Source organism: Streptomyces sp. NPDC027962 (assembly GCF_055566095.1).
On the sequence record NZ_JBVHTA010000020.1, the window covers coordinates 24550 to 49608 of the forward strand.

The 25059-nt window shown below is 68.5% G+C and carries 24 protein-coding genes and 1 pseudogene; 16 read left to right on the plus strand and 9 right to left on the minus strand.

The genetic code is table 11. The annotated features are described in order from the left end of the window. Nucleotides 1–48: 48 nt before the first annotated feature. The 7 genes and pseudogenes from ACZ4SA_RS19855 (at nucleotide 49) to ACZ4SA_RS19885 (ending at nucleotide 6414) form a co-directional block, all read left to right on the plus strand. Complete coding sequence (locus tag ACZ4SA_RS19855) at nucleotides 49–363, plus strand: pore-forming ESAT-6 family protein (RefSeq protein ID WP_468276103.1); 315 nt, start codon at nucleotides 49–51, stop codon at nucleotides 361–363. Between the two features lie 97 nt (nucleotides 364–460). Beyond that, nucleotides 461–685 (plus strand): annotated as a pseudogene (locus tag ACZ4SA_RS19860) (DUF6507 family protein); the annotation flags it as partial. 65 nt (nucleotides 686–750) lie between these two features. After that, nucleotides 751–906 (plus strand): DUF6507 family protein, encoded by a 156-nt coding sequence (locus ACZ4SA_RS19865; protein WP_468276105.1) that lies wholly within the window; start codon nucleotides 751–753, stop codon nucleotides 904–906. After that, complete coding sequence (locus tag ACZ4SA_RS19870) at nucleotides 903–3836, plus strand: hypothetical protein (RefSeq protein ID WP_468276108.1); 2934 nt, start codon at nucleotides 903–905, stop codon at nucleotides 3834–3836. Before ACZ4SA_RS19865 ends, ACZ4SA_RS19870 begins: the two co-directional genes overlap by 4 nt. Nucleotides 3837–3895: 59 nt before the next feature. Further along, the gene (locus ACZ4SA_RS19875; protein WP_468276109.1) at nucleotides 3896–4693 is read left to right on the plus strand and encodes an immunity 49 family protein; all 798 of its coding nucleotides are present in this window, start codon (nucleotides 3896–3898) and stop codon (nucleotides 4691–4693) included. A gap of 45 nt (nucleotides 4694–4738) precedes the next feature. Next, the gene (locus ACZ4SA_RS19880; protein ID WP_468276111.1) at nucleotides 4739–5590 is read left to right on the plus strand and encodes an immunity 49 family protein; all 852 of its coding nucleotides are present in this window, start codon (nucleotides 4739–4741) and stop codon (nucleotides 5588–5590) included. A 173-nt stretch (nucleotides 5591–5763) separates the two neighbouring features. Continuing rightward, entirely contained in the window at nucleotides 5764–6414 is a 651-nt protein-coding gene (locus ACZ4SA_RS19885; protein ID WP_468276114.1) for a DUF7691 family protein, read from the plus strand. A gap of 46 nt (nucleotides 6415–6460) precedes the next feature. On the opposite strand, the gene ACZ4SA_RS19890 is transcribed toward ACZ4SA_RS19885, so the two are convergent. After that, on the minus strand, nucleotides 6461–6667 hold the full coding sequence (locus tag ACZ4SA_RS19890) for a DUF397 domain-containing protein (protein ID WP_468276116.1): 207 nt from the start codon (nucleotides 6665–6667) through the stop codon (nucleotides 6461–6463). Then, a complete protein-coding gene (locus tag ACZ4SA_RS19895; RefSeq protein WP_468276119.1) occupies nucleotides 6664–7527 on the minus strand; it encodes a helix-turn-helix domain-containing protein in 864 nt (287 codons plus the stop codon). Before ACZ4SA_RS19895 ends, ACZ4SA_RS19890 begins: the two co-directional genes overlap by 4 nt. A gap of 107 nt (nucleotides 7528–7634) precedes the next feature. Here ACZ4SA_RS19895 and ACZ4SA_RS19900 point away from each other — a divergent pair, with 107 nt between their 5' ends. From ACZ4SA_RS19900 to ACZ4SA_RS19920, 5 genes are all read left to right on the plus strand, one after another. Beyond that, nucleotides 7635–8087 carry an ATP-binding protein gene (locus tag ACZ4SA_RS19900; protein WP_468276122.1) on the plus strand — a complete coding sequence of 151 codons (453 nt, stop codon included), beginning with the start codon at nucleotides 7635–7637 and terminating at the stop codon, nucleotides 8085–8087. Between the two features lie 293 nt (nucleotides 8088–8380). Next, nucleotides 8381–9346, plus strand: coding sequence for a helix-turn-helix domain-containing protein (locus ACZ4SA_RS19905; RefSeq protein WP_468276124.1), 966 nt, complete (start codon nucleotides 8381–8383; stop codon nucleotides 9344–9346). Between the two features lie 33 nt (nucleotides 9347–9379). Continuing rightward, nucleotides 9380–9898: a hypothetical protein gene (locus tag ACZ4SA_RS19910; protein ID WP_468276127.1), complete on the plus strand. Its 519-nt coding sequence runs from the start codon at nucleotides 9380–9382 to the stop codon at nucleotides 9896–9898. Nucleotides 9899–10043: 145 nt separating this feature from the next. Further along, complete coding sequence (locus tag ACZ4SA_RS19915; protein ID WP_468276129.1) at nucleotides 10044–10514, plus strand: hypothetical protein; 471 nt, start codon at nucleotides 10044–10046, stop codon at nucleotides 10512–10514. A 219-nt stretch (nucleotides 10515–10733) separates the two neighbouring features. After that, nucleotides 10734–11417 (plus strand): hypothetical protein, encoded by a 684-nt coding sequence (locus ACZ4SA_RS19920; RefSeq protein ID WP_468276132.1) that lies wholly within the window; start codon nucleotides 10734–10736, stop codon nucleotides 11415–11417. A gap of 86 nt (nucleotides 11418–11503) precedes the next feature. On the opposite strand, the gene ppc is transcribed toward ACZ4SA_RS19920, so the two are convergent. Then, nucleotides 11504–14233 carry a phosphoenolpyruvate carboxylase gene (gene ppc, locus ACZ4SA_RS19925; protein WP_468276134.1) on the minus strand — a complete coding sequence of 910 codons (2730 nt, stop codon included), beginning with the start codon at nucleotides 14231–14233 and terminating at the stop codon, nucleotides 11504–11506. Nucleotides 14234–14447: 214 nt separating this feature from the next. Between ppc and ACZ4SA_RS19930 the strand changes: the two genes are divergently transcribed. The 3 genes from ACZ4SA_RS19930 to ACZ4SA_RS19940 all read left to right on the plus strand — a co-directional run bounded on the left by ACZ4SA_RS19930 (nucleotide 14448) and on the right by ACZ4SA_RS19940 (nucleotide 18050). Beyond that, on the plus strand, nucleotides 14448–15491 hold the full coding sequence (locus ACZ4SA_RS19930; RefSeq protein WP_468276137.1) for an acyl-CoA desaturase: 1044 nt from the start codon (nucleotides 14448–14450) through the stop codon (nucleotides 15489–15491). Continuing rightward, nucleotides 15488–16177: a TetR/AcrR family transcriptional regulator gene (locus ACZ4SA_RS19935; RefSeq protein ID WP_468276139.1), complete on the plus strand. Its 690-nt coding sequence runs from the start codon at nucleotides 15488–15490 to the stop codon at nucleotides 16175–16177. The genes ACZ4SA_RS19930 and ACZ4SA_RS19935 overlap by 4 nt, the downstream gene beginning before the upstream one ends. A 157-nt stretch (nucleotides 16178–16334) precedes the next feature. Then, the gene (locus ACZ4SA_RS19940) at nucleotides 16335–18050 is read left to right on the plus strand and encodes an FG-GAP repeat domain-containing protein (protein ID WP_468276141.1); all 1716 of its coding nucleotides are present in this window, start codon (nucleotides 16335–16337) and stop codon (nucleotides 18048–18050) included. A gap of 106 nt (nucleotides 18051–18156) precedes the next feature. Here the strand turns inward: ACZ4SA_RS19940 and ACZ4SA_RS19945 are convergent, their stop codons facing one another. After that, the gene (locus tag ACZ4SA_RS19945; RefSeq protein ID WP_468276144.1) at nucleotides 18157–18978 is read right to left on the minus strand and encodes a trans-aconitate 2-methyltransferase; all 822 of its coding nucleotides are present in this window, start codon (nucleotides 18976–18978) and stop codon (nucleotides 18157–18159) included. 132 nt (nucleotides 18979–19110) lie between these two features. Here ACZ4SA_RS19945 and ACZ4SA_RS19950 point away from each other — a divergent pair, with 132 nt between their 5' ends. Beyond that, complete coding sequence (locus tag ACZ4SA_RS19950; protein ID WP_468276146.1) at nucleotides 19111–19608, plus strand: MarR family winged helix-turn-helix transcriptional regulator; 498 nt, start codon at nucleotides 19111–19113, stop codon at nucleotides 19606–19608. Here ACZ4SA_RS19950 and ACZ4SA_RS19955 read toward each other — a convergent pair. The 5 genes from ACZ4SA_RS19955 to ACZ4SA_RS19975 all read right to left on the minus strand — a co-directional run bounded on the left by ACZ4SA_RS19955 (nucleotide 19567) and on the right by ACZ4SA_RS19975 (nucleotide 24952). Next, nucleotides 19567–20358, minus strand: coding sequence for a LuxR C-terminal-related transcriptional regulator (locus ACZ4SA_RS19955; RefSeq protein ID WP_468276148.1), 792 nt, complete (start codon nucleotides 20356–20358; stop codon nucleotides 19567–19569). The two genes, ACZ4SA_RS19950 and ACZ4SA_RS19955, sit on opposite strands and share 42 nt — an antisense overlap. Nucleotides 20359–20662: 304 nt before the next feature. Continuing rightward, complete coding sequence (gene galK, locus ACZ4SA_RS19960) at nucleotides 20663–21775, minus strand: galactokinase (RefSeq protein ID WP_468276151.1); 1113 nt, start codon at nucleotides 21773–21775, stop codon at nucleotides 20663–20665. Continuing rightward, nucleotides 21772–22740 carry a UDP-glucose 4-epimerase GalE gene (gene galE / locus ACZ4SA_RS19965; protein WP_468276153.1) on the minus strand — a complete coding sequence of 323 codons (969 nt, stop codon included), beginning with the start codon at nucleotides 22738–22740 and terminating at the stop codon, nucleotides 21772–21774. Before galE ends, galK begins: the two co-directional genes overlap by 4 nt. Then, entirely contained in the window at nucleotides 22737–23810 is a 1074-nt protein-coding gene (galT, locus tag ACZ4SA_RS19970) for a galactose-1-phosphate uridylyltransferase (RefSeq protein WP_468276155.1), read from the minus strand. Before galT ends, galE begins: the two co-directional genes overlap by 4 nt. Before the next feature lie 197 nt (nucleotides 23811–24007). Next, nucleotides 24008–24952: an alpha/beta fold hydrolase gene (locus ACZ4SA_RS19975; RefSeq protein ID WP_468276158.1), complete on the minus strand. Its 945-nt coding sequence runs from the start codon at nucleotides 24950–24952 to the stop codon at nucleotides 24008–24010. Between the last annotated feature and the right edge of the window lie 107 nt (nucleotides 24953–25059).

Below are 25059 nucleotides of genomic sequence, written 5' to 3' on the forward strand. Positions count from 1 at the left end.
CTGGGCTGGGATGGCAGAAGTGTCCGGAACTCACGGGGAGTGAATCTGATGGCTGGTGCCGGTAACGACCGTCGGTCGTACGACATGGGCGCGTCGAACGAGGCGCAGGGCAACATCCAGGCGGTCATCGCGCAGCTGGAGTTGGTGATGGCGGCGCGCGACGCGCAGGTGAAGAACGCGATGAAGGACTTCGCGGCGGACGGCGTGGCCGATGAGTACCACGGCAAGGAGCTGCGCTGGTACAGCACCTCGCAGGAGGTGCAGACCATCATCCGGCTGCTGAAGACGACGCTGGAGAAGAACGACGCGACCGCTCAGCAGACGCTGGCGCGGGCGAAGGCAGCGGTCGACGGCATCGGCTGAGCCGCTCCGTCACCGCCCGCCCCCGCCGGAGAAACGATCCGGCGGGGTGTCGTGGCGTGCGGAGCAGCGGCCGTTCGAATGGGGACAGGGGGCATCCATGACGGCGTGGGACATCAAACCGCAGGGCGTACAGGGCCAATTGCAGCTCACCGGCGAGCGAGCCGGGAGCCTGGAGAAGGTTCTGACCTCGATGATCGCCGACCTGACTGCGGCCGCGCAGGCCGCAGGCACGGCAGTGCCCGGCTCGTCAGTGTATCCGACCCGCGTGGGCCCGTTGGCACCAGGCCCGCAGCCCGTGCCGCTGGTGGAACACCAGAAGGCCCTCGGACCGGTCGCCGCGGCGCTCTCCCAGTACGCGGAGAAGCGGTCGGAAAGTTTGAAGGGGGAATGGCGGACCGGATCCAGGCAGCCGTTCTGGGCGCTGCGAAAGCCACCGGCGAGTACGTCGAGGGGGACCTGGACGCCGCCAAGGAGGCCCAGGACGCGGCACGCCAGGTACGTCTGGACCTGCTGGTGCGCGACACCGGGGGGAACCAGCGGTGAGCGGCAACAATCCGGTCGACCCCTACGAGATCCCGCAATTCACCGGCGACTTCGCCGAGCTGGACCTGCGGGTGAAGTCACTGTCCGGCGCGAGCACGAAAATCCCCACCGCTGCCGGCGACGTCCACACCACCTTCGGCGGGCTGCGCGCGTACTACGAGGCACCCGAGGCGGAGCAGCTCTTCTCCGTCACCGAACCGGTCAAGTCCACGGCTCAGCTCCTCGGGTCCGACCTGTCCGTCATCGCGGGAGCGCTGCGGACCTACGCCCAGGACGCCGAGCCGCTGGTGAAGCAGCTCAACGCGCTCCGGGATGAGGCGACGGCGTTCCGCTCCAAGGTCGCGGACGACGACGAGTGGCGCGAGGACGGCGACCTGATCGACGAGAACCTGGCGCGCCGCAACAAGGTCGCCGAGGTGTGGGCCGCGTTCCAGGACGTGGAGACGGCCTGCCACACCAAGATCGTCGCCCTCGTCGGCGGCACCCCGCTGAAGAAGAACGACGGCTCCGGCAAGGAGGGCATGTACGGCTACGACGCCGATGCCCTCAAGCAGGCCAAGAGCCTGCCGTGGGGCGACGCGGTGGAAGAGTCCACGCCCGGCTGGCAGGTCTGGGAGCACGTTGGCGACTTCTTCACCGGCTTCTTCGTTGACGGCGTGTGGGGCACGATCGTGGGCCTGGGCACGCTGGCCGGCTTCAACGGCTGGGACGCCGCCGGGCAGGCCTGGACCGGGCTCGGCAAGCTGGTCACAGGCTTCGCCCTGGCCTCCAGTCCCCTGACGAACAAGTGGTACCTGTCCCGCTCCGAAGACGAACTGCCCGAGTGGATGGCGGGGTCGCGTATGGCCCTGAAGGAAACCGGCAAGGCTCTGCTGGCCTGGGACGACTGGGAGGCTCACCCGGGCCGGGCGGCCGGCGCCGTCACGTTCAACGTGGTGACGACCGTCTTCACCGGCGGCGCGGGCGGCGCGGCGGCGACCGCAGGCAAGGCCGGTGCGGTGGCCAAGGCCCTGTCGGTTGCGGGCAAGGTGAGCCGCGCCGTCGACCCGATGACGTACGTCTTCAAGGGCGCCGGTGCGGGCCTGACGAAGCTCGGCGATGTGATGGCCGGCCTCAGAGGCAGCGGCAGGATCGAGATCCCGCCTCTCCCCGAGGGTGCGATCACCTTGCCGCCGGGCGCGTACAAGATGCCCGACGGCACGCTGCATCTGCCCGAGGGCGCGGCGATGCCTGACGGTGCGTTCGCCGTCCCGGCGCGCACCGTCAGGCTCCCCGAGGGCACCCCCATCCCGGCGGGCGCGGTCGACCTCGGCGACGGCATGGTCCAGCTCCCGAGGCGCGGGGAGGTCCCGGCCGGCTCGGTGGCGGTGCCCGAGGGCACGATCAAGGTGCCGGGAGGCACAACAGCACTGCCGCCGGGTACGGTCCGCGCGGGCGCTGACGCCTTCTTCTCCCCCGAGGGCCACCTCCTGGCCCCGGACGGCACCCTCCTCCAACACGCCGACGACGCCCCCAAGTCCACCACCCCGCCCACCGGTGCGGACGTCACCTCCCCCGTCCCGCCGGTTCGGCAGCCTGCGCTCGTGGGCGCGGGCGACGACGCCGCACGCCTCGGCGGGGACCTGGGCGACGGCATCCGCCTCGGCGACGACGCCCCGGGCTCGGGACCGTTCCCGGACCGCACACCTGGCGGCGGGGCGGGCGACAACATGCCGACGAACAGCCTGGACAACAGGCTTGGCGGCGGTGCAGGCCGCATAGGCGACAGCACTCCCACGGGCGGCGTCGGCGGCCACGCCGACACCCCGTCCATGGGCAGCGGCGGCCGCGACCTCCCGGGCGGCTCTGCTGCGGACCATGGCAACGGGTTCAGGCAAGTGGGGGCCCCAGGCACGGGCGGTGCGGACGATGTGGTGCAAACGAGCGATGTCCTTGTGCCGCGTGGCCCAGACGGCCCGACTGGTGGGCCGCTGCCCAACGGGCCGCGTCCGGCCCAGGTCCCAGAGCCTCCCAGTTTTATGCGGCAGGGCGACAGCCCTTACGGTCCTCGGGGTTCCCTCACGGACGATCAGATCCGCGAAATCCAGGTATACCGTGCCAACTACGAGCCCGGGTACTTCGAGAAGTACTACACCAGCGACGGCCGCCGACTCAGGACATCGATATTCGATGAAAGCGGCTTTGCACCGCCCCACGTGATCAGACCAACACCGAACCATCCCTGGATCGCCGCAACCGATGCCCCGCCGCCAATCCCGGAAAAGTACTTCAACGGGGAAGGCGTCAGCCGAAATCGTAAGAACGTGCGTGACGAGGAGACGCTTGAGCTTCTCGATTCGGCTGCCGCACGTCGCCGAAGTTTGATCGACTATGCCCTGGCCAGTGAGCGGCACAGGAACATGCATTCCGGCCTTCCCGACGGTGATCCAGCACGACTTGACACTACGTACGAGTACCGCTCGGCGGCACATGCACAGACCAAGGCCTCAGAAGCGTACGGAGAAGCGGTCGCCGAGCATCAAGTTATTCCGGAGCACTACGATGACATCGTTGCGAAGGAGACACTGCACGGCCCCAGAAACGGAAACGATCAGTTCGACCAGGTCTACCGCCGCGAGGACGGAAGATTCATAGTTGTCGAGGCAAAATCAAACGTGCGGACGCCGTTGAAACCTCGTCAGCTTCCGGGAGGTGGGCGCGCCATGCAGGGCTCGAGGGAATACTTCTTCGACATCCTGCGCATGATGCAGAGCCGGAGCCGTCAATACCCCAGCGAGGGCGCCCTGGCGGATGAGCTTGAGGCCGCGCTTAAGGAAGGCAAGCTCGATTACATCCTGGTCAAGGGCAAGTCAGACGGGGCGCGATACGATGGTTACGTGATGGAGAAGTTCGACATCCGAAAGATTGATGAGATCGGGGATAATCTGTGACGCTGCGAGTCACCCGCCACGGCGCCCCAGGGCCTGACGACGAGGGTTACGCCCAGGCCATGAGCGACAGCCTCGGAAAGACGCTTTCGTACCTGGAGCAGTCGCCTGACATGCTCGACGGGGCTCTCGACAAGGCAATGCTCCATGTCAATTCCCGGCTGGCCGTAGATCCCGACGCGTCCGGTCTCCGCACCTGGGAGGCTGTCGTCACAGCGATGCAGGTGGGTTCGGCGATGTTTGCGGTCGCCGACCAAACCCAGGGGACCGTCGAGTGCCGCATCGCAGACGAGATGCACACGATTCCAGCGACTGGCCCCCGGCTGCACACCAAGCCCGCCAACTGGATCACCGCCTTCTGGCTGGCCATCATTTGCCGTGATCAGACCCGCATGACCCAGCTCTGTGAGGTCGACCTTGATGTGCTGCGCAACTCGGGAACAGAGTACGACGACTTCGTCTACAACTGGATCGACGTACTCCAGTGCTACTGGCTCGAGCGCCCCGGCCTGGTGGAGAAGCTGGTCGCCGCTATCGAGAGTTCCTACCCCGAGTCACTCCGTGTGGCAGATCCTGATCTCGTAGAGAAGGTCCTCTATCAGCCGATCAACCTCTTCCACCGCTTTCTGCGTAAAGATCACGCCGCCTTCAACCAGGCCCTCCTCGAATCTCTGGAGCTGCATAAGGCCTACTGGAGGGCCACAGAAGAAAGGGAGATCAGCGTCGAGGGCTACCTTGCAATCGGCCCGCTGGCCATCGCTTGCCTTGCCTACGATGCCGGATTCCCGATCGAGATCGAGTCGGAATACCTGCCCCGCGAGTTGCTAAATCGCGCCTGGGTTGGCGAGTTTCCTACCTGATGAAAGCGAACGGCGCTGTGAGCGTCTGCTAGCCAAGGAGAAACGGTGGTCTCGACCGTCCCCCGCCACCCCTTTCCCACAGGGAACGCGAAAGAAAGCCTCGCAGCCCTTCAGGAGAACGCGCAGGAGCTGATCGACGGTCTGGAGGCGGGCTCCGCCAATCTGAGCGATGCCCTGGATACCACGCTCACCCTGGCCGAGGCGCACTGCCTGATGGACCCTAGGGCAGCGATCTTCCCCACGTGGGAAGCCTGGGTGAACGCAATGCAGGTCGGCTCCGCGCTGTTTGTCTCGGCGACCACTTCCGAGGAGCGTGTGCAGTGTCGTATCGCGCACAAGGACCGCACGCTTCGGGCCACAGGCCCGCAATGGTACGTGCACCCGGGGTCCTGGCTCACTTCCTTCTACCTCGCGGTGGTGTGCCGGGAGAAGGACAGGATCGCGGCCCTGTGCCGAGTCCCCTTGCCCTTGCTGCGGGAGAACGGCTCGCGCTTCGGGGAGTACGACTACGCCTGGATCGACACCCTCCAGACCTACTGGCTCGGCGGCCAGGACCTTGTGCCGAAGCTGGTGGCCGCGGTCGACGCTACCAACCCGGAGATGGTCGCCGACTCGGAAACGGTGGGCAAGCTGCTGTACCCGCCGATGGAGATGTTCCACCGCTTCATCCGAAAGGACAACGACGGCTTCAACCGGGCGCTCGCCATGGCGCTCAAACTGCATAAGCAGTACTGGAGTGGAGTGGATCGAGCCTTCCAGATCACGGGCCTCGTCGCCCTTGCCCCCCTCGCCATGGCCTGCCTCGCCCACGACGCCGGCATCCCCGTCGAGGTCGAGTCCGAGTACCTGCCGGCCGTTCTCATTGCGCGCAACTGGTGCGGCGATTTCCCAACGTAAAAAGTGAGTACTCAGGCTACGCAGTGCCGCGGCGGCAGATCCGGTACAGCTTCGCCGACGGACGGTGAACGGTGGTGCTCTGTGTGCAGGTTGGCGAAGGTTCTCGCGGCCGGTCGGTTCAACTCCGTCTCACGAAACACCGGATGTCAGTGCCACTCGGCATGATGGTCATCATGAGTCACAACATCACGTACTCGACCGCGGACAAGGCGGACGTCCTGGCCTACCTGGGCAGCAACGGCGACCTCACGGCGGACCAGCGTCGCTGCCTCGACGGGATACGCAAGTACACCCAAGCGCATCAAGATAGTCTCGATCACCAAGGTGTCGACTGGGGCCTGTCCATCCCGGAAGCCCTCGCGCATCTCATCGCCGGACGCATCGACTCGGACGCGGAGTGCGCCGGCAACGCTTACCATGCGGCGCTTCAGCACATTATCGACCGCAACGCGTCCGACCCGTACCAGCTGGGCACCTACTCCAAGCCCAGTACGTTCTTCAGCCTGATGGACGAGGAAATGCGGCGACTCGGTGTGCCTGCCGACCTGTTGCCGCACGGCTACCTCTATGGCGGGCTCCCAGACGACTTCCCGCACATACCGCACTCGATGGACGGCTATCCGGCCATCGGGCACCTGCCGCTGGCCAAGACGAAGCCCGCCGCTGACGCCTACCGCGCCGTGCTCGACCGCATGAACCCGGACTTCCGGTACGACGTCCAAGAGCTCATCAACAAGCTCGACTTCGAGCACGACGAGTGGGAGAGCGCGACAAGAAACGTCGACTGGTATACCCAGGACACGCTTTTCTTCCAGCTCACGTGACCAACCGAGGTGTCAGGGGGCACTGATCTCCGCTGCTGGCCCTCTTTCAGCCTTCGGACGCGTACGTCACGAAGTCCGTCCAGGCGTCGGGCGTGAAGCCGAGGCGGGGGCCCGGGAGGTTCTTGGAGTCGCGGACGTGCATCGTGGCGCCGGCGGCCGCGACCTCGACGCACGCGGGGCCGTCGTTGCTGCTGTAGCTGCTCTTGACCCACCTCAGCGTGGAGTCGTCAGCGCCTGACGTCTTGCCGGTCATGATTCTCCAAGGGCTTTCTCGATGAAGGCCAGCGACTCCCGTGGAGTGAGAGCCTGCGCCCGGATGATTCCGTATCGCAGCTCGACGACCCGAACCTCTTTGGGGTCGGAGATCAGACGGCTGGACAACTGGCCCTCCCAGTGTGCCACCGCAGTACCGTCTTCGAACTTGAGGAGCTGGAGCGGTCCGCCCATCCCCGCGTGATCCTCGCGGTCCGTCGGCATCACCTGGATCTCGACGTTCCGCAACTGGCCGATCTCCAGAAGGTGTTCGAGCTGACGCCGGGCCACCGTTCTGCCGCCGAGCGGGCGCTTGATCGTCACCTCCTCCTGGACGAACGTCAGCGTGGTCAGCGGCTGCCGCTCGAAGATGTCCTGTCGTGCCATCCGGCCCGCCACATAGCGGTCCACCTGGTCGGGGCTGAACGAGGGTCGTCGCATCTCGTACAGCGCACGGGCGTACTCCTCGGTCTGGAGCAGCCCGTTCACGTTGTGGTTGTCGTATGCGCCGAGTTCGACCGCGTCCGCCTCCAGCCTTGCCAGGTCCCGGACCTTCTTCGGGTATCGGGCCTCCGCCACGTCCTTCTTCATCGCGGCGAGTTTCCCGCCCGCGCCCAGGGCCTCGTCCGCCCTGTCCAAGAACTCCGGCTTCGGGATGCGCTTACCGGTCTCGACCTTGTAGATCTGGTTCTCGCCGTAGCCGATCGCCGCGCCCAGTTCGGTCGCGCGCATACCGGCCGCCTCACGCCAGAGGCGGATCTGCCGGCCGACCGCCGCGATCACCGCGCCCGAGTCGTCCTCCGGGTCGATGTCCCGGTCCGGCTCGTCCGCCGTGCAGTTCTTACTGACCTCAGCTGTCATACGAAATCCGTTTCCGCTCCGCTCGACGGCGTACCCGGTGGACAGGCCGGGACAACCGTCGGACAGTCGCTGTCCGTACGCACGTCACTACTGTTCAGCGTAGATGCATGACGGCCACGCTGAGTGATGTGAATCCGCACATCACTCGAACCGAATCTTCCGCTCCCGCACGGAAGTTCACCGTCCAGCTCTCCCCCACTCGTCGGGGCGCGCGCCTCGCCCGGCTGCTGACGGCGGCGCAACTCTCCAGCTGGGGGCTCGAATCGGAGTCGGCGGTCCAGGTCGTCGCCGAGCTCTCCGCCAACGCCGCCTCCCATGGCCGCGTGCCGGGGCGGGACTTCCGGCTCGACCTGGCCGTGTTGGACGAGGGCAGACGGCTTCGGGTCGAGGTCACCGACACCCGCAACGAACGCCTGCCGAGAAAGCCGGCTGAACCCGGCCAATCCTCCGAGTCCGGGCGCGGGTTGCTGATCGTGGAGGCGCTTGCGGACGACTGGGGGGTGACGCCAGGGCGTGCGCCACGCAAGACGGTTTGGGCGGATATCGTGCTGCGGCCGTGAGCGTCGTCACCGGGTCGCGGATTCCCGCGACCCGGTCCTCCGCGGCGCGGCGGCGCACGATGCAAAGGACTTAAAGAACTTCTTGAAAGGACCGGGGAAAGACCCACCCGACCCCACCCCACCTCCTACCCGCCCACCGTCACCCGCACGGGTGACTTCTCCCAATCGGGCTGGATTTCCGGCGGGTTGGCGGGCATATGCTCGCCGCGACAACCACAGACATGCGACGGCCCCCGGCCGGGACTCGCAATCCCGATCGAGGGCCTGACCACCGAGGAAGTTAGGGCTTCCCGATGGATACCCAGCAGATTAGCGCGCCCTCGCGCGCCTCGTCCCGCGTTCCCGGCCGTGTCACCGCCTTCGGCGTGATCCACGTGAACTCGATCCACACCAACCGCTTCACGATCATCGGCAACCACCTCGCCCAGCACGGCCAGTTGTCACTCACCGCGATCGGGCTGGCCGTGCACATCCAGTCGCTGCCCGACGGGGCGAAGATCGGCATCAAGGTCCTGGCCGACCGCTTCCCGGAGAGCGCGGCGCGTATCGCGTCCGCGCTGCGGGAGTTGGAGGAGCACAGGTACCTGCGGCGTTTCCTGGAACGGCTGCCCGACGGCCAGATCGTCACCCGCACGATCTCGTACAACCGGCCGTACGCCGCCGAGCCGCCTGAGCCGTGCCGGATGCCCGAGGCGCCGGTCACGTCCAAGTGCGCTGCGACGGAGGCCGACGTTCCCGCGCCGCCGCCGCAGCCCGCTCCGGAGCCGGAGCCGGTGGTCGTGAGCGCTCCCGCCCCGGCACCTGAACCGCCGGACGCCAGGCCGCCCGCACCCACGCCCCTGCCCACAACGCCCACGCCGCCGCGCCCGCCGCTCCCCCAGCCCCAGGCCCCCGACCTCGAACGGCACCGGGTGGCAACCGACCTCCTCGTCGGCCTGCGCCGCCACGAACCCCGGATGCTCCTGGGCGAGCACGACATCCGCCGCCTGGCCCCGGCCGTCGCCGCCTGGCTCGAGCGCGACGCCCATCCCCACGCCGTACGCCACGCCCTCACCGCCGACCTGCCCGCGCACCTGAAACAGCCGGCCGGGCTCCTCGCCCACCGCCTCACGTCGCTCCTGCCCCCGCCCCTGCCGGCTCTCGCTCCACCGAAAGCCCATGTCCCGCTGCAGAACTGCGACGCGTGCGACCGCGCCTTCCGGAGTCCGGAGCCGGGGCGCTGTAGCGGCTGCCGGACGGACGGGCAGCAAGCCGCTTGACGCCGCAGACGTCCACTCGACCGAAGGACCTTGATGGTCAGCTCGCCCCATGAGGCAATGCACCGCATCTTCCAGGAGTACCCGGACCTGTTCTCCCGTGTCTCCGAAGTGCTGGGCGTCCCCTTCGGGACCCCCGTCTCGGCCTCCCGCAGCGCGGCGGACAGCGTTTTCAGTATGGCACCGATGTCCGGATCGCCGGCGTGCGTGATGGCGGCCAGTGTGGCGAGCGAGGCACCGGAAGCCATCGCCGACCCCATCGTCGAACTCACCGCACAGGGCCTGGGTAATCGCCCAGCCGCAGATCAGTGGAGGAAACTGGTGGCCGTGGATCTTTCTTTCTACACGTCTCCGCTCTCGGAGGAGATCCGAGACGAAGGCCGGGCAGAAGGCCTCGCAGATGCCATTCTGTTGGTCCTTCAGCAGCGGGGGCTCGACGTCTCCGGCGAGGCCCGCGACCGGATCACCACCTGCGACGACACGCAGCTCATGCGCACGTGGCTCAGCCGCGCAGTGACCGCCGCCTCCGCCGAGACGATCTTCACCGAGGCGTAGTCGCGGACATCGGCGAGAGCGCCGTCTCCGTTGGCCAATGATCGAGCCCCCGCAGCGCATCCCGCCGACGGACCACCCGCGAACGGTCTCATCGCCGACCAGTGAGGTTGACCTGGCGTAGTCCCATGGCCAAGGATCACGGGCCATGAAGCGGAACTCCTCCGGCCGGATGATGGTCCATGCACGTAACGCGGCGACGGTGCTCGTCGCCCTGCTGCTGCTGACCGCCGGATTCTGGTCCTCGTGGGGCACCGCCCAGCACATCCTGCTGTCCAAGGGCCGCGAGCACGGCACCCTCACCGTCGCCCGTTGCGACGAGGACGTGTGCACAGGTCCGTACACACCGCAGGCGCCGGCAACGGACCGAGCCGACGTGACGATCGAGAAGACGGTCGCGGTACGGAAGGGCCAGACGCTGGCCGTCGTGCTCAAGCCGGGCACGGTCGAGGCCGTGCGCACCGGGCCGGCGGGCAGTCTGCACGCCTGGGTGCCGCTGGGCGGCGCGCTGCTGCTGGCGGCCCTGGTGATCGGCGGCGGGCTGCGTCTGACGCGGATCGCGTGGGGCACGGCGTTCGCGGGCGGGGCGTTGCTGATGGCGTCCTTCCTGGCGTTGTGAGACCGTCGCCCGCTCTGCGCAGGCCCCGGGGGCGGGCAGGTCGGCGAGCTCGGAATCCGCTGAGCGGAATGATGCATTCACCTGATCGTTATCAGGACTATCCGGACTCCCGCGGACTCTTCGTGCAGATGCGGCACGCACTGTCTTGACCGGCCCGTCCGTTCACAGGACGCTGAGCCGCCCCCCACGGCATCTTCCCTCTCACACGATGGACTGCCCATGCGCACCCGCACCTTTTCCGGCGCCCTGGTGGCCGCCGCAGCGCTCTCGCTGACGGCCGCCCCCGCCGCGTCGGCCACCCCACCGGGCGACAACGGCACCGTGAAGATTCACGATGCGACGACCGGTGAAGAACTCCGCAAGAACGAGCCGAAGGTCTGCTCGTTCTACCTCGACGCCTTCAACTTCGACGCCGGTCAGCAGGTGGACTGGCGCATCGAGGCCTGGGCGAACAACGACGTCGACAAGGGCGTGACGGTCAAGTCCGGTTCGCTCACCCTCGACGCGGACGGCCATGAGCGCACCGAGGACATGACCCTGCCCGACGGGCAGTACAAGCTGTTCTGGAACTTCGACGGCGAGAACGGCCGCGCCAAGCACAAGGTCTTCAAGACCGACTGCGAGGACGAGAAGCCGGCGCCGTCCGACAAGCCGGGCGAGGGCAAGCAGTCCGACAAGCCGGGCGAGGAGACATCGGACGCTCCGGCCACCACCCCCGCCGACGAGTCACCGGCCGCCTCCGAGCCCGCCGCCCAGAGCCCGGCGCCGTCCGGCGGCGCCACCGGCGACCTGGCGGAGACCGGCAACGGCGCGCCGCTCGGCGCGCTCGGCGCCGCCGCTGCGGCTCTGGTCGCCGTCGGCGGTTATCTGCTGACACGGCGCCGTACGGCACGGAGTCACTGAAACGACGGTGCCCCCGCCGGAGTCCGGCGGGGGCACCCTCATGTCGTCGTGCGTCAGCCGGTGTTGCGCAGACCGGATGCCGTGCGTCAGCCGGTGTTGCGCAAGCCGGCCGCGACGCCGTTGACCGTCAGCAGCAGGGCACGGGCCAGCAGCGGGTCCGGCTCCTCGCCGTGTTCGGCCGCGTCGCGCTGGCGCTTGAGGAGCGCGACCTGGAGGTAGGAGATGGGGTCCAGGTAGGCGTCGCGGATGGCGAACGTCTGCTGGAGCACCGGGTTGGAGCCGAGCAGTTCGTCGTTGCCGGTCACCTTCAGCACCTCGCTGACGGTGAGCGCGTGCTCCGCCTCGATGCCCTCGAAGACGTGCTTGAGGTGGTCGGGCACCAGCGTGTCGACGTAGTGGCGGGCGATCCGCAGGTCGGTCTTCGCCAGCGTCATCTCGACGTTGGCGAGGAAGTTGCGGAAGAAGTGCCACTGCTCGTGCATCTCCGCGAGGACGGTGTCGAGACCGGCCTCGCGCAGGGCCTTGAGGCCCGATCCGACACCGAACCAGCCGGGCACGATCTGCCGCGACTGCGTCCAGCCGAACACCCACGGGATGGCCCGCAGGCCGTCCAGGCCCGCGCCCGAGTCGGGGCGGCGCGAGGGGCGTGAGCCGAGGTGCAGCTCGGCGAGCTGGTCGACGGGGGTGGCGGCGAAGAAGTACGCGGGCAGGTCCGGGTCCTCGACGAGCCTGCGGTACGCGGCGTGCGCGGCGTCGGAGACGGTGTCCATGGCCGCGTCCCAGCGCGCGAGCGCCTCGTCGGACTGGCGGGGGGCGGTGTGCAGGGCGGAGGCCTGGAGCGTGGCGGCGACCGTCAGCTCGAGGTTCTCCCTGGCCAGGGACGGGATCAGGTACTTGTCGGAGATGACCTCGCCCTGCTCGGTCACCTTGATCTCGCCCTCGAGGGTGCCCCAGGGCTGCGCGAGGATCGCGTCGTGGGAGGGGCCGCCGCCACGCCCGACGGTGCCGCCACGGCCGTGGAAGAGCCGCAGCCGTACGCCGTGGCGGTGCGCGACGTCGCGCAGCCTGCGCTGGGCGCGGTGGATCTCCCACTGGGAGGTGGTGATGCCGCCGAACTTCGAGGAGTCGGAGTAGCCGAGCATGACCTCCTGGACGTCGCCGCGCAGCGAGACGAGACGGCGGTAGGAGGGGTCGGCGAGCATGCCCTCGAGGATGACGTCGGCGGCCTTGAGCTCGTCGGTGGTCTCCAGCAGCGGCACGATGCCGATCTTGGCCCAGCCGGCGTGCAGGTCGATCAGTCCGGCCTCGCGGGCGAGGACGGCGGCGGCGAAGACGTCGTCGGCGCCCTGGCACATCGAGATGATGTACGACTCGATGACCTCGGGCCCGAACCGTTCGAAGGCTTCCTTGACGGTGTGGAAGACGCCGAGGGTCTTCTGGCCCGCGGCGTCCAGCGGGGCCGGGGTCGGGGCGAGGGGCCGACGGGAGCGGAGCTCCTTGGCGAGGAGCTTCTGCCGGTAGTCGCGCGGCATGTCCGCGTACCGCCAGGACTCCTCCCCGAGCCGGTCGAAGAGCTGCCCGAGGGCGTGGTGGTGCGCATCGGCGTGCTCGCGCACGTCCATGGTGGCGAGCTGGAGGCCGAAGGCCGACAGGGTGCGGATGACCCGGTCCATGCGGCCGTCGGCGAAGAGGCCGCCGCGGTGTGCGCGCAGCGAGGTCTGGATGAGGGTGAGGTCGGCGATCAGCTGGGCGGTGCCCAGGTAGTCGCGGCCTTCCTCGTGGGGGGTGCCCTTCGCGAGGCGTTCGCGGGTGTTGACGAGCTTCTGGCGGATGCAGGTCGCCTTGAGCCGGTAGGGCTCCTCCGCGTTGAGCCGCTTGTAGCGGGGGCTGATCTCGGGCAGCCGCTCGAGGTCGGTCTGCAGGGAGGCGAGCAGCTCGTCGGTGGCGCCGGCGTAGCGGATGGAGTTCGACAGGAGCCCGCGGAGGTAGTCGATGACCTCGATGGCGTCGGTGATCCCGTGCTCGTGCTGCAGGATCAGGACGTCCCAGGTGACGGCGGGGGTGACGTTCGGGTTGCCGTCGCGGTCGCCGCCGATCCAGGTGCCGAAGGTGAGCGGCCGGGTGCCCGGGGGCAGCTCGACGCCGACGCGTTCCAGTTCGGCGGCGAGGTCCTCGAGGACGTCACCGACGGCGCCGGCGTGCAGCTCGTCGAGGTAGTAGATCGCGTTGCGGGCCTCGTCGGCGGGCTCGGGACGGACGACCCGCAGCTCGTCGGTCTGCCAGACGAGGTCGATGTGCTCGGCGAGCCGCAGGTCGTGGCGGCGCCGGTCGGCCTCGATGACCGGGCTCTCCAGCAGCTCGGCGATGCGGCGGAGCTTGTTGAGCACCGAGCGCCGGGCGGCCTCGGTCGGGTGGGCGGTGAAGACGGGCCGTACGCTCAGGTTCCTCACGGTCTCGCGCAGGTGCTGCGGGTCCGCGTCCTTCAGCCGGTCGGCGGTGCGGGAGAGCAGACCGCCCTCCGCGGCGCGCTTCTCGCGCATCTCGTGGCCTCGGTGCACCTGCTCGGTGACGTTGGCGAGGTGGAAGTAGGTGGAGAAGGCGCGTACCAGCTTGGCAGCGGTCTCCAGGTCGGTGTCGCCGAGCAGCTCGGCGGCGGCCTCACCGTCGGTGCGCGTCAGGGCTCGGACCCGCTCGACGAGGTCGAGGAGCTCCGGGCCCTCCTGGCGGACGAGGGTCTCGCCCAGAAGATCGCCCAGTCGGCGGATGTCGGCACGCAGTTCTGCACTGGCGGTGGGGGTCTGGTCGGCACTGCTCACAGGTGCGGCTCCTTGCAGTGTTTGAGCACGTCTGGAGGGGTACTGGAGGCTTGCGGACCGCGCTGTCCGACGTCACCCAGGATAGGTGTCCCTTTTCCCGGCGTTGTCCGCAGGTCTCTTGCCGCGTCGCCGGGCACTGCCATACTTACGTCGCCGTAGGTTACGGCACCGTAGCCAGGCATCCGTCCCCTCTCCCCACCCCCAGGGAACCCTCATGACCACAAGTCCCGACCTGCTGGACGACATCCCGAAGTCACCCGAGTCCGAGCTGCCCTCCGCCACCCGCGGGGGCGACAGCAAGCGGTCGATCGAGCAGATCACCCTGCTGCTCTTCATCACTGTCCCGTTCCTCGCCCTGCTGGCGGCCGTGCCGCTGGCCTGGGGCTGGGGAGTCAGCTGGCTCGATCTCGGCCTGATGGTGGCGATGTACTACATCGGCTGCCACGGCATCACGATCGGTTTCCACCGCTACTTCACCCATGGTTCCTTCAAGGCGAAGCGGCCGCTGCGCATCGCGCTGGCGATCATGGGGTCGCTCGCGGTCGAGGGCCCGCTGGTGCGCTGGGTGGCCGACCACCGCAAGCACCACAGATTCTCCGACGCGGAGGGCGACCCGCACTCGCCGTGGCGGTTCGGCGAGACCCTGCCGGCGCTGATGAAGGGGCTGTGGTGGGCCCACATCGGCTGGATGTTCGATGAGGAGCAGACCCCGCAGCAGAAGTACGCACCGGACCTGATCAAGGACCCGGCCCTTCGCCGGATCTCCCGGGACTTCATCTACTGGACGATCCTCTCGCTGGCGATCCCCCCGCTGATCGGCGGTCTGGTGACGATGTCGTGGTGGGGCGCGTTCACCGCCTTCTTCTGGGGTTCCCTGGTACGCGTGGCGCTGCTGCACCATGTGACCTGGTCGATCAACTCCATCTGCCACGCGGTGGGCAAGCGCCCGTTCAAGTCGCGTGACCGCTCGGGGAACGTGTGGTGGCTGGCGGTGCTGTCGTGCGGCGAGTCGTGGCACAACCTGCACCACGCCGACCCGACGAGCGCCCGGCACGGTGTGCTGCGCGGGCAGCTCGATTCAAGTGCCCGGCTGATCCGCTGGTTCGAGCAGCTGGGGTGGGCGTACGACGTGCGATGGCCGCAGAAGTCGCGCATCGAGGCCCGCCGTACCGAAGCCGCTCCCGATGCCCGTGCCGATGCCGGTACCGATGCCGGTGAGGAAACCCGCCGCAAGGGCGCCCCCGCAAACGCGGCATGATTGACGTTGTGGCCAGTGACGGAAGTATCGGCAGCGCGGACAAGACCAGGGCGTCGGGCGGCAGGCGCGCCCGCCGCGTGCGCATGACCGGCGCCGAGCGCCGGGAGCAGTTGTTGGACATCGGTCGCGCCCTCTTCGCGGAGAAGGGCTTCGAGGGCACCTCCGTCGAGGAGATCGCGGCCAAGGCGGGGGTCTCCAAGCCGGTGGTGTACGAGCACTTCGGCGGCAAGGAGGGCCTGTACGCGGTCGTCGTGGACCGGGAGATGCGTCAGCTGCTCGACATGGTGACGGGGGCGCTGACCGCCGGGCATCCGCGTGAGCTGCTGGAGCAGGCGGCCTTCGCGCTGCTGGACTACATCGAGGCGTACACGGACGGTTTCCGCATCCTGGTGCGCGACTCGCCGGTGGCCCAGTCGACGGGCACGTTCGCGTCCCTCATCAGCGACATCGCCACCCAGGTCGAGGACATCCTCGGGACGGAGTTCAAGAACCGCGGCTTCGACCCCAAGCTCGCCCCGCTGTACGCGCAGGCACTGGTCGGCATGGTGGCCCTGACGGGCCAGTGGTGGCTCGAGACACGCCGCCCCAAGAAGGCGGAGGTCGCGGCCCATCTGGTGAATCTGGCCTGGCACGGGCTCGACCGCCTTGAGCCGAAGCCGCGGCTCATAGGACACCGTAAGAACTGAGTGCGATCTTCGTACATCCATTGCCCCCTCCTGGTGGTCTAGGTCTGTGCTTTCCCTCGTTCTCGTTACGAGGTTGAACTCACAACTTTCCCCAGGGGGGGCTTTGACTTCAGTGGATTCCGGTCGTCCTGCGGTCGCTCGTCGCAGACGGCGCGTCGTGACCTGCACCGCGCTGGCCGTGTCGGCGGGCATGCTGATCGCTGCCGTGCCTGCTCAGGCGGACGACACCCCGGCACCGCACGCGCCGGTCGAGCGCGCCGTCCCGAGTGTGGAGGACCTGCAGAAGCCGTCGCTTCCGCACCTCCGCCCGGGCGACAAGCGGGCCGCCGAGCAGGCGGCCCCGTCCTTCGGCGCGGCGATCGCCGTCGCCCGGCCTCGCAGCGACGTCGACGGCGACGGGGCCAGCGACCTGCTGCACCGCGCCTGGGACGGTCAGTACTACGTATCCCCGAGCAACAGCCCGGACACGTACGAGTACCCGCTCGGCACCAGCACCGAGATGTACAAGGACGCGTTCTCCATCGCCGGTCTGGACACGGCGAACCCGAACCGTCCCACGCACTTCACGCTCTCCGCGACCGGCCGGCTCTCGTCCTACAGCAGCGGCGAGTTCGGCGCGACCCGGGTGTGGTCCGGCACGGGCTGGCAGCAGTTCAACAAGGTGTTCTCGCCCGGCGACCTGACGGGCGACGGTGTGGGCGACGTGCTCGCCCGCACCCCCGCCGGCGACCTGTACCTGTACCGCAGCAAGGGCGGCACGGCCGTCGAGCCGTTCGCGGCCAAGTCCAAGGTCGGGTCGGGCTGGGGGCAGTTCGACCAGCTCGCCGGCGTCAACGACGTGAACGGCGACGCGATCGCGGACCTGTTCACCCGTAACCCCTCCGGAGAGCTGTTCTTCTACTCCGGCACCGGCGAGCCGAGCCGACCCTTCAAGTCGCGGGTCAAGGTCGGCGACGGCTGGGCTCAGTACAACCAGCTGTTCAGCTGGGACGACCTGAGCGGCGACGGCCTCGGCGACCTGGTCGCCCGCAGCACCTCCGGCGACCTGTACCTGTACGAGTCCACCGGCACGGGCGCCTTCAAGCCGAAGGCCAAGGGCGGTTCGGGCTGGAACTACGTGTCCCAGTTCAACGGCGCCGGCAACATCCCGGCGTGGGGCAAGAGCGAGGTGCTCGGCGTCGACAAGAGCGGCGTCCTGTACGGCTACGGCGTGCAGAACAACGGCAAGCTCAGCCCGCGTTCGCGGATCAACGAGGGCTGGGGCGGCGCCAAGCTGGCGCTGACCTCCTCCTTCGACGACGACGGCTTCGCCGACCTCCTCGAGGTCTTCCAGGGCACGCTGTACAACTACAACGACAATGTCGGCGACAGCATCATCGGCAGCGGCTGGGGCATCTACAACACCCTGGTCGGCCCCGGCGACCTGTCCGGCGACGGCAAGGGCGACCTGATCGCCCGGGACAGCGCCGGTGTGCTGTGGCTGTACCGCGGCAACGGCAACGGCTCCGCGTTCGCCACCCGGCAGAAGGTCGGCAGCGGCTGGGGGCAGTTCAGCGTCCTCACCGGTGCCGGTGACATCGACGGCGACGGCCGCTCCGACATCGTCGCCCGCGCCAAGGACGGCAAGCTGTACCTGTACTCGGGTACCGGCGTCTCCTCCGCGCCCTTCAAGGCGAAGAAACTGATCGGCAGCGGCTGGAACCAGTACAACAAGTTCGTGTCGCCGGGCGACCTCAACGGCGACGGCCGCGGCGACCTGCTCGTCCGCAACAGCGACGGTGTGCTGTACCGCTACGACGCCAACGGCAAGGGCGGGTTCCACACCAAGGCCAAGATCGGCACGGGCTGGAACACCTACAACGGTCTGTTCTGATCCGTTGCGGTCGACCTGATCGGTTGCGAGTGAAGTAGGGCGCCCCGCGCGCGGTGAGAACCACGCGCGGGGCGCCCTTCCCCTTCAGCACAGCTTGCGCGCCCCTTCAGCACAGCTTGCGCGCGACGGCGAAGATCCGGCGGAACGGGAACACCGTGCCGTGGGGACCGGGCGGGTACGCCTTGCGGAGCAGGTCCCGGTACTGCCCCAGGAACTCCGCCTGCGCGTCCGGGTCGTCGGCGAGCTCCGTGAGCACGGGCCGCAGCGCGGTGCCCTTGACCCACTCCAGCACCGGGTCCTCCCCGCCCAGCAGCTGGAAGTACGTGGTCTCCCAGGCGTCGGCGTCGCAGCCGAGGTCGGCGAGCCGGGTGAGGTAGTCGGCGGGCTCGAGGATGTGGACGTAGCGCCGGCCGTGGTCGCCGAGGCGGGCCCGCCACTGCGGGGTGTCACAGAGCTCGCCGAGAATGGCGTGACTGGGTGCGGTGAAGTTGCCGGGGACCTGGAAGGCGAACGTTCCGCCGGGCGTGAGGCCGTCGATCCAGCGGGCGAAGGACTCGGGGTGGTTCGGCACCCACTGCAGGGCGGCGTTGGAGACGATCAGGTCGTACGGCTCCTCCGGGGTCCAGTGCGCCGCGTCGGCGGGCCGGAAGTCCAGCCGGCCGCCGCCCGCCGTGGTGCCGGCGTGGTCCTTCTCGGCCTGGGCGAGCATCTCGGGCGAGAGATCGAAACCGGTGATGTGGGCGTCGGGCCAGCGGTCGGCGAGCAGCACCGTCACATTGCCGGGTCCGCAGCCGAGATCGGCGATACGGGCAGGGGCCCTGCCCGACGGCAGGGTGGGTATCCGGGCCAGCATGTCCAGGAAGGGACGAGTGCGGTGCCCGGCATGACGCAGGTACTGCTGTGGATCCCACGTGGGTGCGGAATGCATGTTCAAGTCCCCCTCCAGGAACGGAGTGCCGAAAGCGGAACAGGGTTCCGGCCCGACCATGCCCAATAGTCAAGCAGAATATATCTTGACGTCAAGAGACTTCATGTCGACAGACCCTCTACACTGATCGACATGGAGGACGAGGTCGATCGACTGGTCGCAGCATGGCGCCGTGAGCGCCCGGACCTCGACGTGGAACCGCTCGAGGTGCTCAGCCGCGTCTCCAGGCTGGCCCGCCATCTCGACCGCGCCCGCCGCCTCGCCTTCGCCGAGCATCAGCTCGAGCCGTGGGAGTTCGACGTGCTCACCTCGCTGCGGCGCGCAGGCGCGCCGTATCAGCTCTCCCCCGGTCAGCTGCTCACCCAGACCCTCGTCACCTCGGGCACGATGACCAACCGCATCGACCGGCTCGCCAAGAAGAACCTGGTCGAGCGGCTGCCCGACCCCAGCGACCGGCGCGGGGTACTGGTGCGGCTGACCCCGGAAGGGCGTGACCGGGCCGACCAGGCGCTGGCCGGACTGCTCGCCCAGGAGCGCGCGATCCTCTCCCAGCTGCCCCGCGCCCAGCGCGCGGAACTGGCCGGATTGCTACGCCAGTTGACCGCCCCGTTCGACAACGTCCCCGGCTGACCCGTCCAGATCGGCCGGTCCCACACCCGCCCGGCGGGCGAGCGCCACCGCGGCGAGGGTGGAGTGGACGCCCAGCTTGCCCAGCACGTTCTGCATATGTGTCCGGACGGTGTGCGGGGACAGAAAGAGGCGCTCGGCGACGGCTTTACGCCCCAGGCCGGCGACCATGCAGCGCAGTACCTCCTGCTCGCGCGGGGTCAGCGACTCCACCAGCCGCTCGCTCTCCGTGCGGTGTTTCCGCGCCGCGGTCATCTCCCGCAGCACGCCGGTGAGCAGTGCCGGCGCCAGATGGGTCTCGTCGCGCAGCACGCCGCGGATCACCGCGAGCAGCCGCTGCAGCGAGCAGTCCTTGGCGACCCAGCCCGAGGCTCCCGCCTGCAGGGCCAGGGCCGCCCGGCGGACGTCGTCCTTCTGGGCGAGCACGACGGAGCGCACGGCAGGCTGCTGCGAACGGACGCCCGCCACCAGGGAGATCCCGTCGACCGGGCCCTCTTCGCCGCCCTCCGGCACGGTACGGGCGACCGTCACGGCCCTGGGCGGGGGAACGGCGGAGGCGACACCCAGATCCGCGTCGACGAGCATCACGTCGAATCTGCGGCCCTCGGCCGCGGCCCGCTCCAGACAGCGCAGCGCGGCGGGACCGCTGCCGGCAGCGGCCACTTCGACATCGGGCTCGGCGGCGAGGGCCGCGGCGAGCGACTCGGCGAAGATGCGGTGGTCGTCCACCACCAGGACCCGGATACGAACCACTGACACCCCCAGTGTCGGAGGAGGAACCGGCACGGGTACGGCGCCCGGGGGACGGAGGTGCAGCTCATCGCCCGGCCGCCGCCGTGCTGTGACTGATACCCCCGCCCCAGGTGCCGTACCCGGCTGTTTCGCCCCCTGATCGACACCGGCCCCCACCGGTGCTGTGCTTCAGAGTACGGACGCCGGGCGGCGGCGGAAGGCGATTTGCAGAACTGATCGACCTCGGTGTTCAGGGTGTGGCGCGTGTTCCGAATCGAGACGGAAGTCGACAGGAAAAGCACCTGGCTCCGGGGTGGGGCCGTGCTCAGGACAGGCGTTCCGCGCCCGCCGACGGGGTCGCCGTGAAGACGCGCGGCTGGTCGAGCGAGGACGCCTCGAAGGCCTCCAGGACCGACTTCGTCACCGTCGGCGTCGCCGAGGTCTCCGTCAGCACGATCGCCGAGCCGCCGAAACCTCCGCCTGTCATCCGTGCCCCGACCGCACCGCCCGCCAGCGCCGTGTCCACGACCAGGTCCAGCTCCGGGCACGAGATCTTGAAGTCGTCGCGCAGGGAGGCGTGCCCCTCGGTGAGTACGGGGCCGATCGCCCGGGCCTCGCCCGCCTCCAGGTGGGCGACGACCCGCTCCACCCGGTGGTTCTCGGAGACGATGTGCCGGACCAGCCCGCGGACCTCGCGGTCGTCGATGCGGCCGAGGGCCTCCTCCAGGAAGTCGTAGGAAACGTCCCGCAATGCGTCCACGCCGAGCGCCGCGGCGCCCGCCTCGCAGCCGGCGCGCCGCTTGCCGTACTCGCCGTCGCTGTGGGTGTGCTTGACGCGGGTGTCCACGACGAGGAGTTCGAGGCCGTGGGCGGCCAGGTCGAAGGGGATCTGACGCTGGGAGAGGTCCCGGGTGTCCAGATGCAGGGCGTGGCCCTCGGTGCAGCAGGCGGAGGCCGTCTGGTCCATGATCCCGGTCGGGGCGCCCACGTAGACGTTCTCCGCGCGCCGGCACAGGCGGGCCATGCGCCGGCGCTCCAGGCCCAGTTCGTAGAGGTCGTTCAGGGCGAGAGCGGTGACGACCTCGATCGCGGCGGACGAGGAGAGCCCCGCGCCGGTGGGCACGGTCGACTCGTAGTGGATGTCGGCACCGCCGACCGCGTGGCCGGCATCGCGGAGCGCCCAGACGACGCCTGCCGGATAGCCGGTCCAGCCGCCGGGGCGGCCGGGCGCGAGGTCGTCGACCCGCAGCTCGACCGCGCCGCCCGTGACATCCGCGGAGGTGAGCCGCAGCACCCCGTCGTCGCGCCGGGAGACGGTCGCCACCGTGGTGTGCGGCAGCGCGAAGGGCATCACGAAGCCGTCGTTGTGGTCGGTGTGTTCGCCGATCAGATTCACCCTGCCGGGTGCTGCCCACACGCCCTCGCCCGTACGGCTCACGACGCGTTCTCTCTCCTGCGGGCGAATGCCCAGGCGTCCGACACGATGCCCGCCAGGTCTGCGCGGCTCGGCTTCCAGCCCAGGCGCTCCTGGGCGGCTGCCGCGGAGGCGACCAGGACGGCGGGGTCGCCGCCCCGGCGCTCGGCGACGATCTCCGGCACCGGGTGGCCGGTCACCGTGCGGACGGTCTCGATGACCTCGCGTACGGAGAAGCCGTTGCCGTTGCCGAGGTTGCAGATCAGGTGCTCGCCCGCCGTGGCGGCGTCGAGGGCGAGGAGGTGGGCTTCCGCCAGGTCCGCGACATGGATGTAGTCGCGGACGCAGGTGCCGTCCGGCGTGGGGTAGTCGTCGCCGAACACGGAGATGGACTCGCGCCTGCCGAGGGCCACTTGGAGGACCAGCGGGATGAGGTGCGACTCGGGGTCGTGGCGCTCGCCGTACTCGCCGTAGGCGCCGGCCACGTTGAAGTAGCGCAGGGACACCGCCGCGAGCCCGTGGGCCGCCGCCTCACCCGTGATCATGTGGTCCACGGCCAGCTTGGAGGCACCGTAGGGACTGGTGGGGGCGGTCGGGTCGGACTCGGTGAGGGGGGTGGAGACCGGCTCGCCGTAGGTGGCGGCCGTGGAGGAGAAGACGAGGCTGCGCACACCGGCGGCGCGCATGGCGGAGAGCAGCTCCATCGTGCCGCCGACGTTGTTCGCCCAGTACTTCTCCGGCTTCGCGACCGATTCGCCGACCTGGGAGAAGGCCGCGAAGTGGAGCACGCCGTCGAAGGAGGCGTCGAGCCACCGGGCGGCGTCCTGGATGCGCCCCTCGATGAACTCGGCGCCCGACGGCACTCCCGCACGGAAGCCGGTGGAGAGGTCGTCGAGCACGGTCACCCGGTGACCGGCCTCCAACAGGTGCTGGGCCACGACGCTGCCGACATATCCCGCACCACCTGTGACCAGGTACTTCTTACTCACTGGCTCGCTACCTCTCGCAGTCGCATCGCCGCGGCCTCCGGCGGCACATCGTTGATGAACACGCTCATACCGGATTCGGAACCCGCGAGGAACTTCAGCTTGCCGGAAGTGCGGCGGATGGTGAAAAGCTCGAGATGCAGGGCGAAGTCGTCCCTGCCCTCGGCCCTGAACGGCGCCTGGTGCCAGGCGGCGATGTAGGGCGTGGGCGGTTCGCCGTCGCCGAAGATCCGGTCGAAGCGCCTCAACAGTTCCAGATAAATCTGTGGGAACTCATTGCGTGCCTCCTCGTCGAGCGCCCGCAGGTCCGGCACGCGCCGCTTGGGGTGGAGGTGCACCTCGTACGGCCAGCGCGCCGCGTACGGCACGAAGGCGATCCAGTGATCGCCCTCCAGCACCACCCGTAGGCCCTCGGCTCGTTCGCGCTCCACGACGTCGTCGAAGAGGTTCCGGCCGCTCGCGACGCGGTGGGCGGCGAGCGAGCGGAGCTTCAGCTCGGTGCGCGGCGTCACGAACGGGTAGCCGTAGATCTGGCCGTGCGGGTGTCCGAGCGTGACACCGATCTCCGCGCCCCGGTTCTCGAAGCAGAAGACCTGCTCGACCCCGGGCAGCTCGGCGAGTTCCGCAGTGCGGTCCGCCCATGCCTCGAGGACCAGGCCGGCCTGCTCCTCGGTGAGGTCGGCGAAGGAGGCGTCGTGGTCGGAGGTGAAGCAGACGACCTCGCAGCGCCCGGAGTCACCGGCGAGGGAGGGGAAGCGGTTCTCGAAGACGACGACGTCGTAGTCGGCGGCCGGGATCTCTCCCCCGTGACCTCCGGCACGCGAGGTATCCCCATGCCGGCTGGCGCGCGAGGGACAGAGCGGGCACTCGTCGGCGGGCGGGTGGTGGGTGCGGCCCTGGCGGTGCGAGGCGATGACGACCGAGTCGCCGAGCAGCGGGTCGCGGCGGATCTCCGAGGTGGTGGAGACGGCATCGAGGGGCCGGTGGTCGACGGCGTCGCGTACGGCGTCGTCGCGCGCGTCGTAGTAGAGCAGCTCACGACCGTCGGCCAGCCGGGTCGATGTCTTCTTCACGCGCAGCTCCCTGCACCCAACCAACATAACCAAACATAACAAATCACGAGCCAACAGGGTCCGTCAATGAGCTCGCGCGAGGGGAGACGGGGACGTATTAGCGGACGTGGCTCTACCTTGCACCGTGGGTCAGAGACAGGAGACCGGGGTCAACGAGCCAACCAGCCTCAGGTTCCACGAAGCAGGATCACGAGACACTAGACGGCATCCCGCTGGTCCAGCCACTTGAGAATGGCCTGGTTCGTTTCTTCCGGCTTCTCCTGCTGGATCCAATGACCGCAATCCAGACTGACTACTTCCACATTCGGCACGAATTCTGTCAGTCTTTCAGACCTCGCGACCACATCGCGGTCGCCGTAGATCATGAGGGTGGGCTGTTGGATGATCGGGTCCACGTCCGCCAACAGGCACCAGTTGCGGTCCAAGTTTCTGTACCAATTCACACTGGCCGTGAACCCTGATGATTCGAAAGCGGAGACGAGAACAGCCAGTTCACTGTCGCTCATTACGGGATCACCGAGTGGCGTTTCCGCTCTGGCGAGATCGATCAGCGCCATACCCGGCTGAGGCTCCCTGGGGGGCTCGTTCTTCCGGTACAGGTTGCGAAGGAACTGGAAGGTGTTGTCTTCGAACACGGCGTCCGCGACGCCTGGCTGCCGATTGAAGTGGACGAAATAGAAGTCGCCACCAAGCATATCCTCCATGAACTCGATCCAGGGCTTCTCTCCGCGCTCCTGGTAAGGCAGGCTCAGGTTGATCACCTTGTTTACACGGTTCGGATGCAACAGGGTCAGTCCCCAGACGACGAACGCTCCCCAGTCATGGCCGACGAAGGTGGCGTCTTCGTATCCGTAGTGGTCGACGAGCGCGACGAGGTCACCCGACAGGTGCTCGATGTCATAGTCCGTCACTTCGACCGGGCGGGACGAATTGCCGTAACCTCGCTGGTTCGGTGCGATGACGTGGTAGCCGGCTGCGGCGAGGGCGGGCATCTGGTGACGCCAGGAGAAGGCGTGCTCCGGCCAGCCGTGGCAGAGCACGATGGGCTTTCCCGCGTTCTCTCGGCCTGCTTCGAAGACTTCGAGTTCCACACCGTTGACCGGAATGAGGGTGGGCTTGGGAAAATCGGCTGGATTGAACATTTGCATTTCCTCTCTGGGGGCGTTCGCTAGCGGTCGACCTCCTCGGTGAGGTCATGTCGCCATCCTGCTGCCCGAAACCGGTCACCCCATGACCGGTTTATGTGAGA

Coding starts and splice junctions, on each gene's coding strand:
- ACZ4SA_RS19975 (WP_468276158.1), bottom strand. CDS start 24,952: ATGTTCAATCCAGCCGATTTTCCCAAGCCCACCCTCATTCCGGTCAAC.
- ACZ4SA_RS19950 (WP_468276146.1), top strand. CDS start 19,111: ATGGAGGACGAGGTCGATCGACTGGTCGCAGCATGGCGCCGTGAGCGC.
- ACZ4SA_RS19855 (WP_468276103.1), top strand. CDS start 49: ATGGCTGGTGCCGGTAACGACCGTCGGTCGTACGACATGGGCGCGTCG.
- ACZ4SA_RS19865 (WP_468276105.1), top strand. CDS start 751: ATGGCGGACCGGATCCAGGCAGCCGTTCTGGGCGCTGCGAAAGCCACC.
- ACZ4SA_RS19935 (WP_468276139.1), top strand. CDS start 15,488: ATGATTGACGTTGTGGCCAGTGACGGAAGTATCGGCAGCGCGGACAAG.
- ACZ4SA_RS19875 (WP_468276109.1), top strand. CDS start 3,896: ATGAGCGACAGCCTCGGAAAGACGCTTTCGTACCTGGAGCAGTCGCCT.
- ACZ4SA_RS19895 (WP_468276119.1), bottom strand. CDS start 7,527: ATGACAGCTGAGGTCAGTAAGAACTGCACGGCGGACGAGCCGGACCGG.
- ACZ4SA_RS19930 (WP_468276137.1), top strand. CDS start 14,448: ATGACCACAAGTCCCGACCTGCTGGACGACATCCCGAAGTCACCCGAG.
- ACZ4SA_RS19905 (WP_468276124.1), top strand. CDS start 8,381: ATGGATACCCAGCAGATTAGCGCGCCCTCGCGCGCCTCGTCCCGCGTT.
- ACZ4SA_RS19885 (WP_468276114.1), top strand. CDS start 5,764: ATGAGTCACAACATCACGTACTCGACCGCGGACAAGGCGGACGTCCTG.
- ACZ4SA_RS19890 (WP_468276116.1), bottom strand. CDS start 6,667: ATGACCGGCAAGACGTCAGGCGCTGACGACTCCACGCTGAGGTGGGTC.
- ACZ4SA_RS19945 (WP_468276144.1), bottom strand. CDS start 18,978: ATGCATTCCGCACCCACGTGGGATCCACAGCAGTACCTGCGTCATGCC.
- ACZ4SA_RS19915 (WP_468276129.1), top strand. CDS start 10,044: ATGAAGCGGAACTCCTCCGGCCGGATGATGGTCCATGCACGTAACGCG.
- ACZ4SA_RS19920 (WP_468276132.1), top strand. CDS start 10,734: ATGCGCACCCGCACCTTTTCCGGCGCCCTGGTGGCCGCCGCAGCGCTC.
- ACZ4SA_RS19900 (WP_468276122.1), top strand. CDS start 7,635: ATGACGGCCACGCTGAGTGATGTGAATCCGCACATCACTCGAACCGAA.
- ACZ4SA_RS19910 (WP_468276127.1), top strand. CDS start 9,380: ATGGTCAGCTCGCCCCATGAGGCAATGCACCGCATCTTCCAGGAGTAC.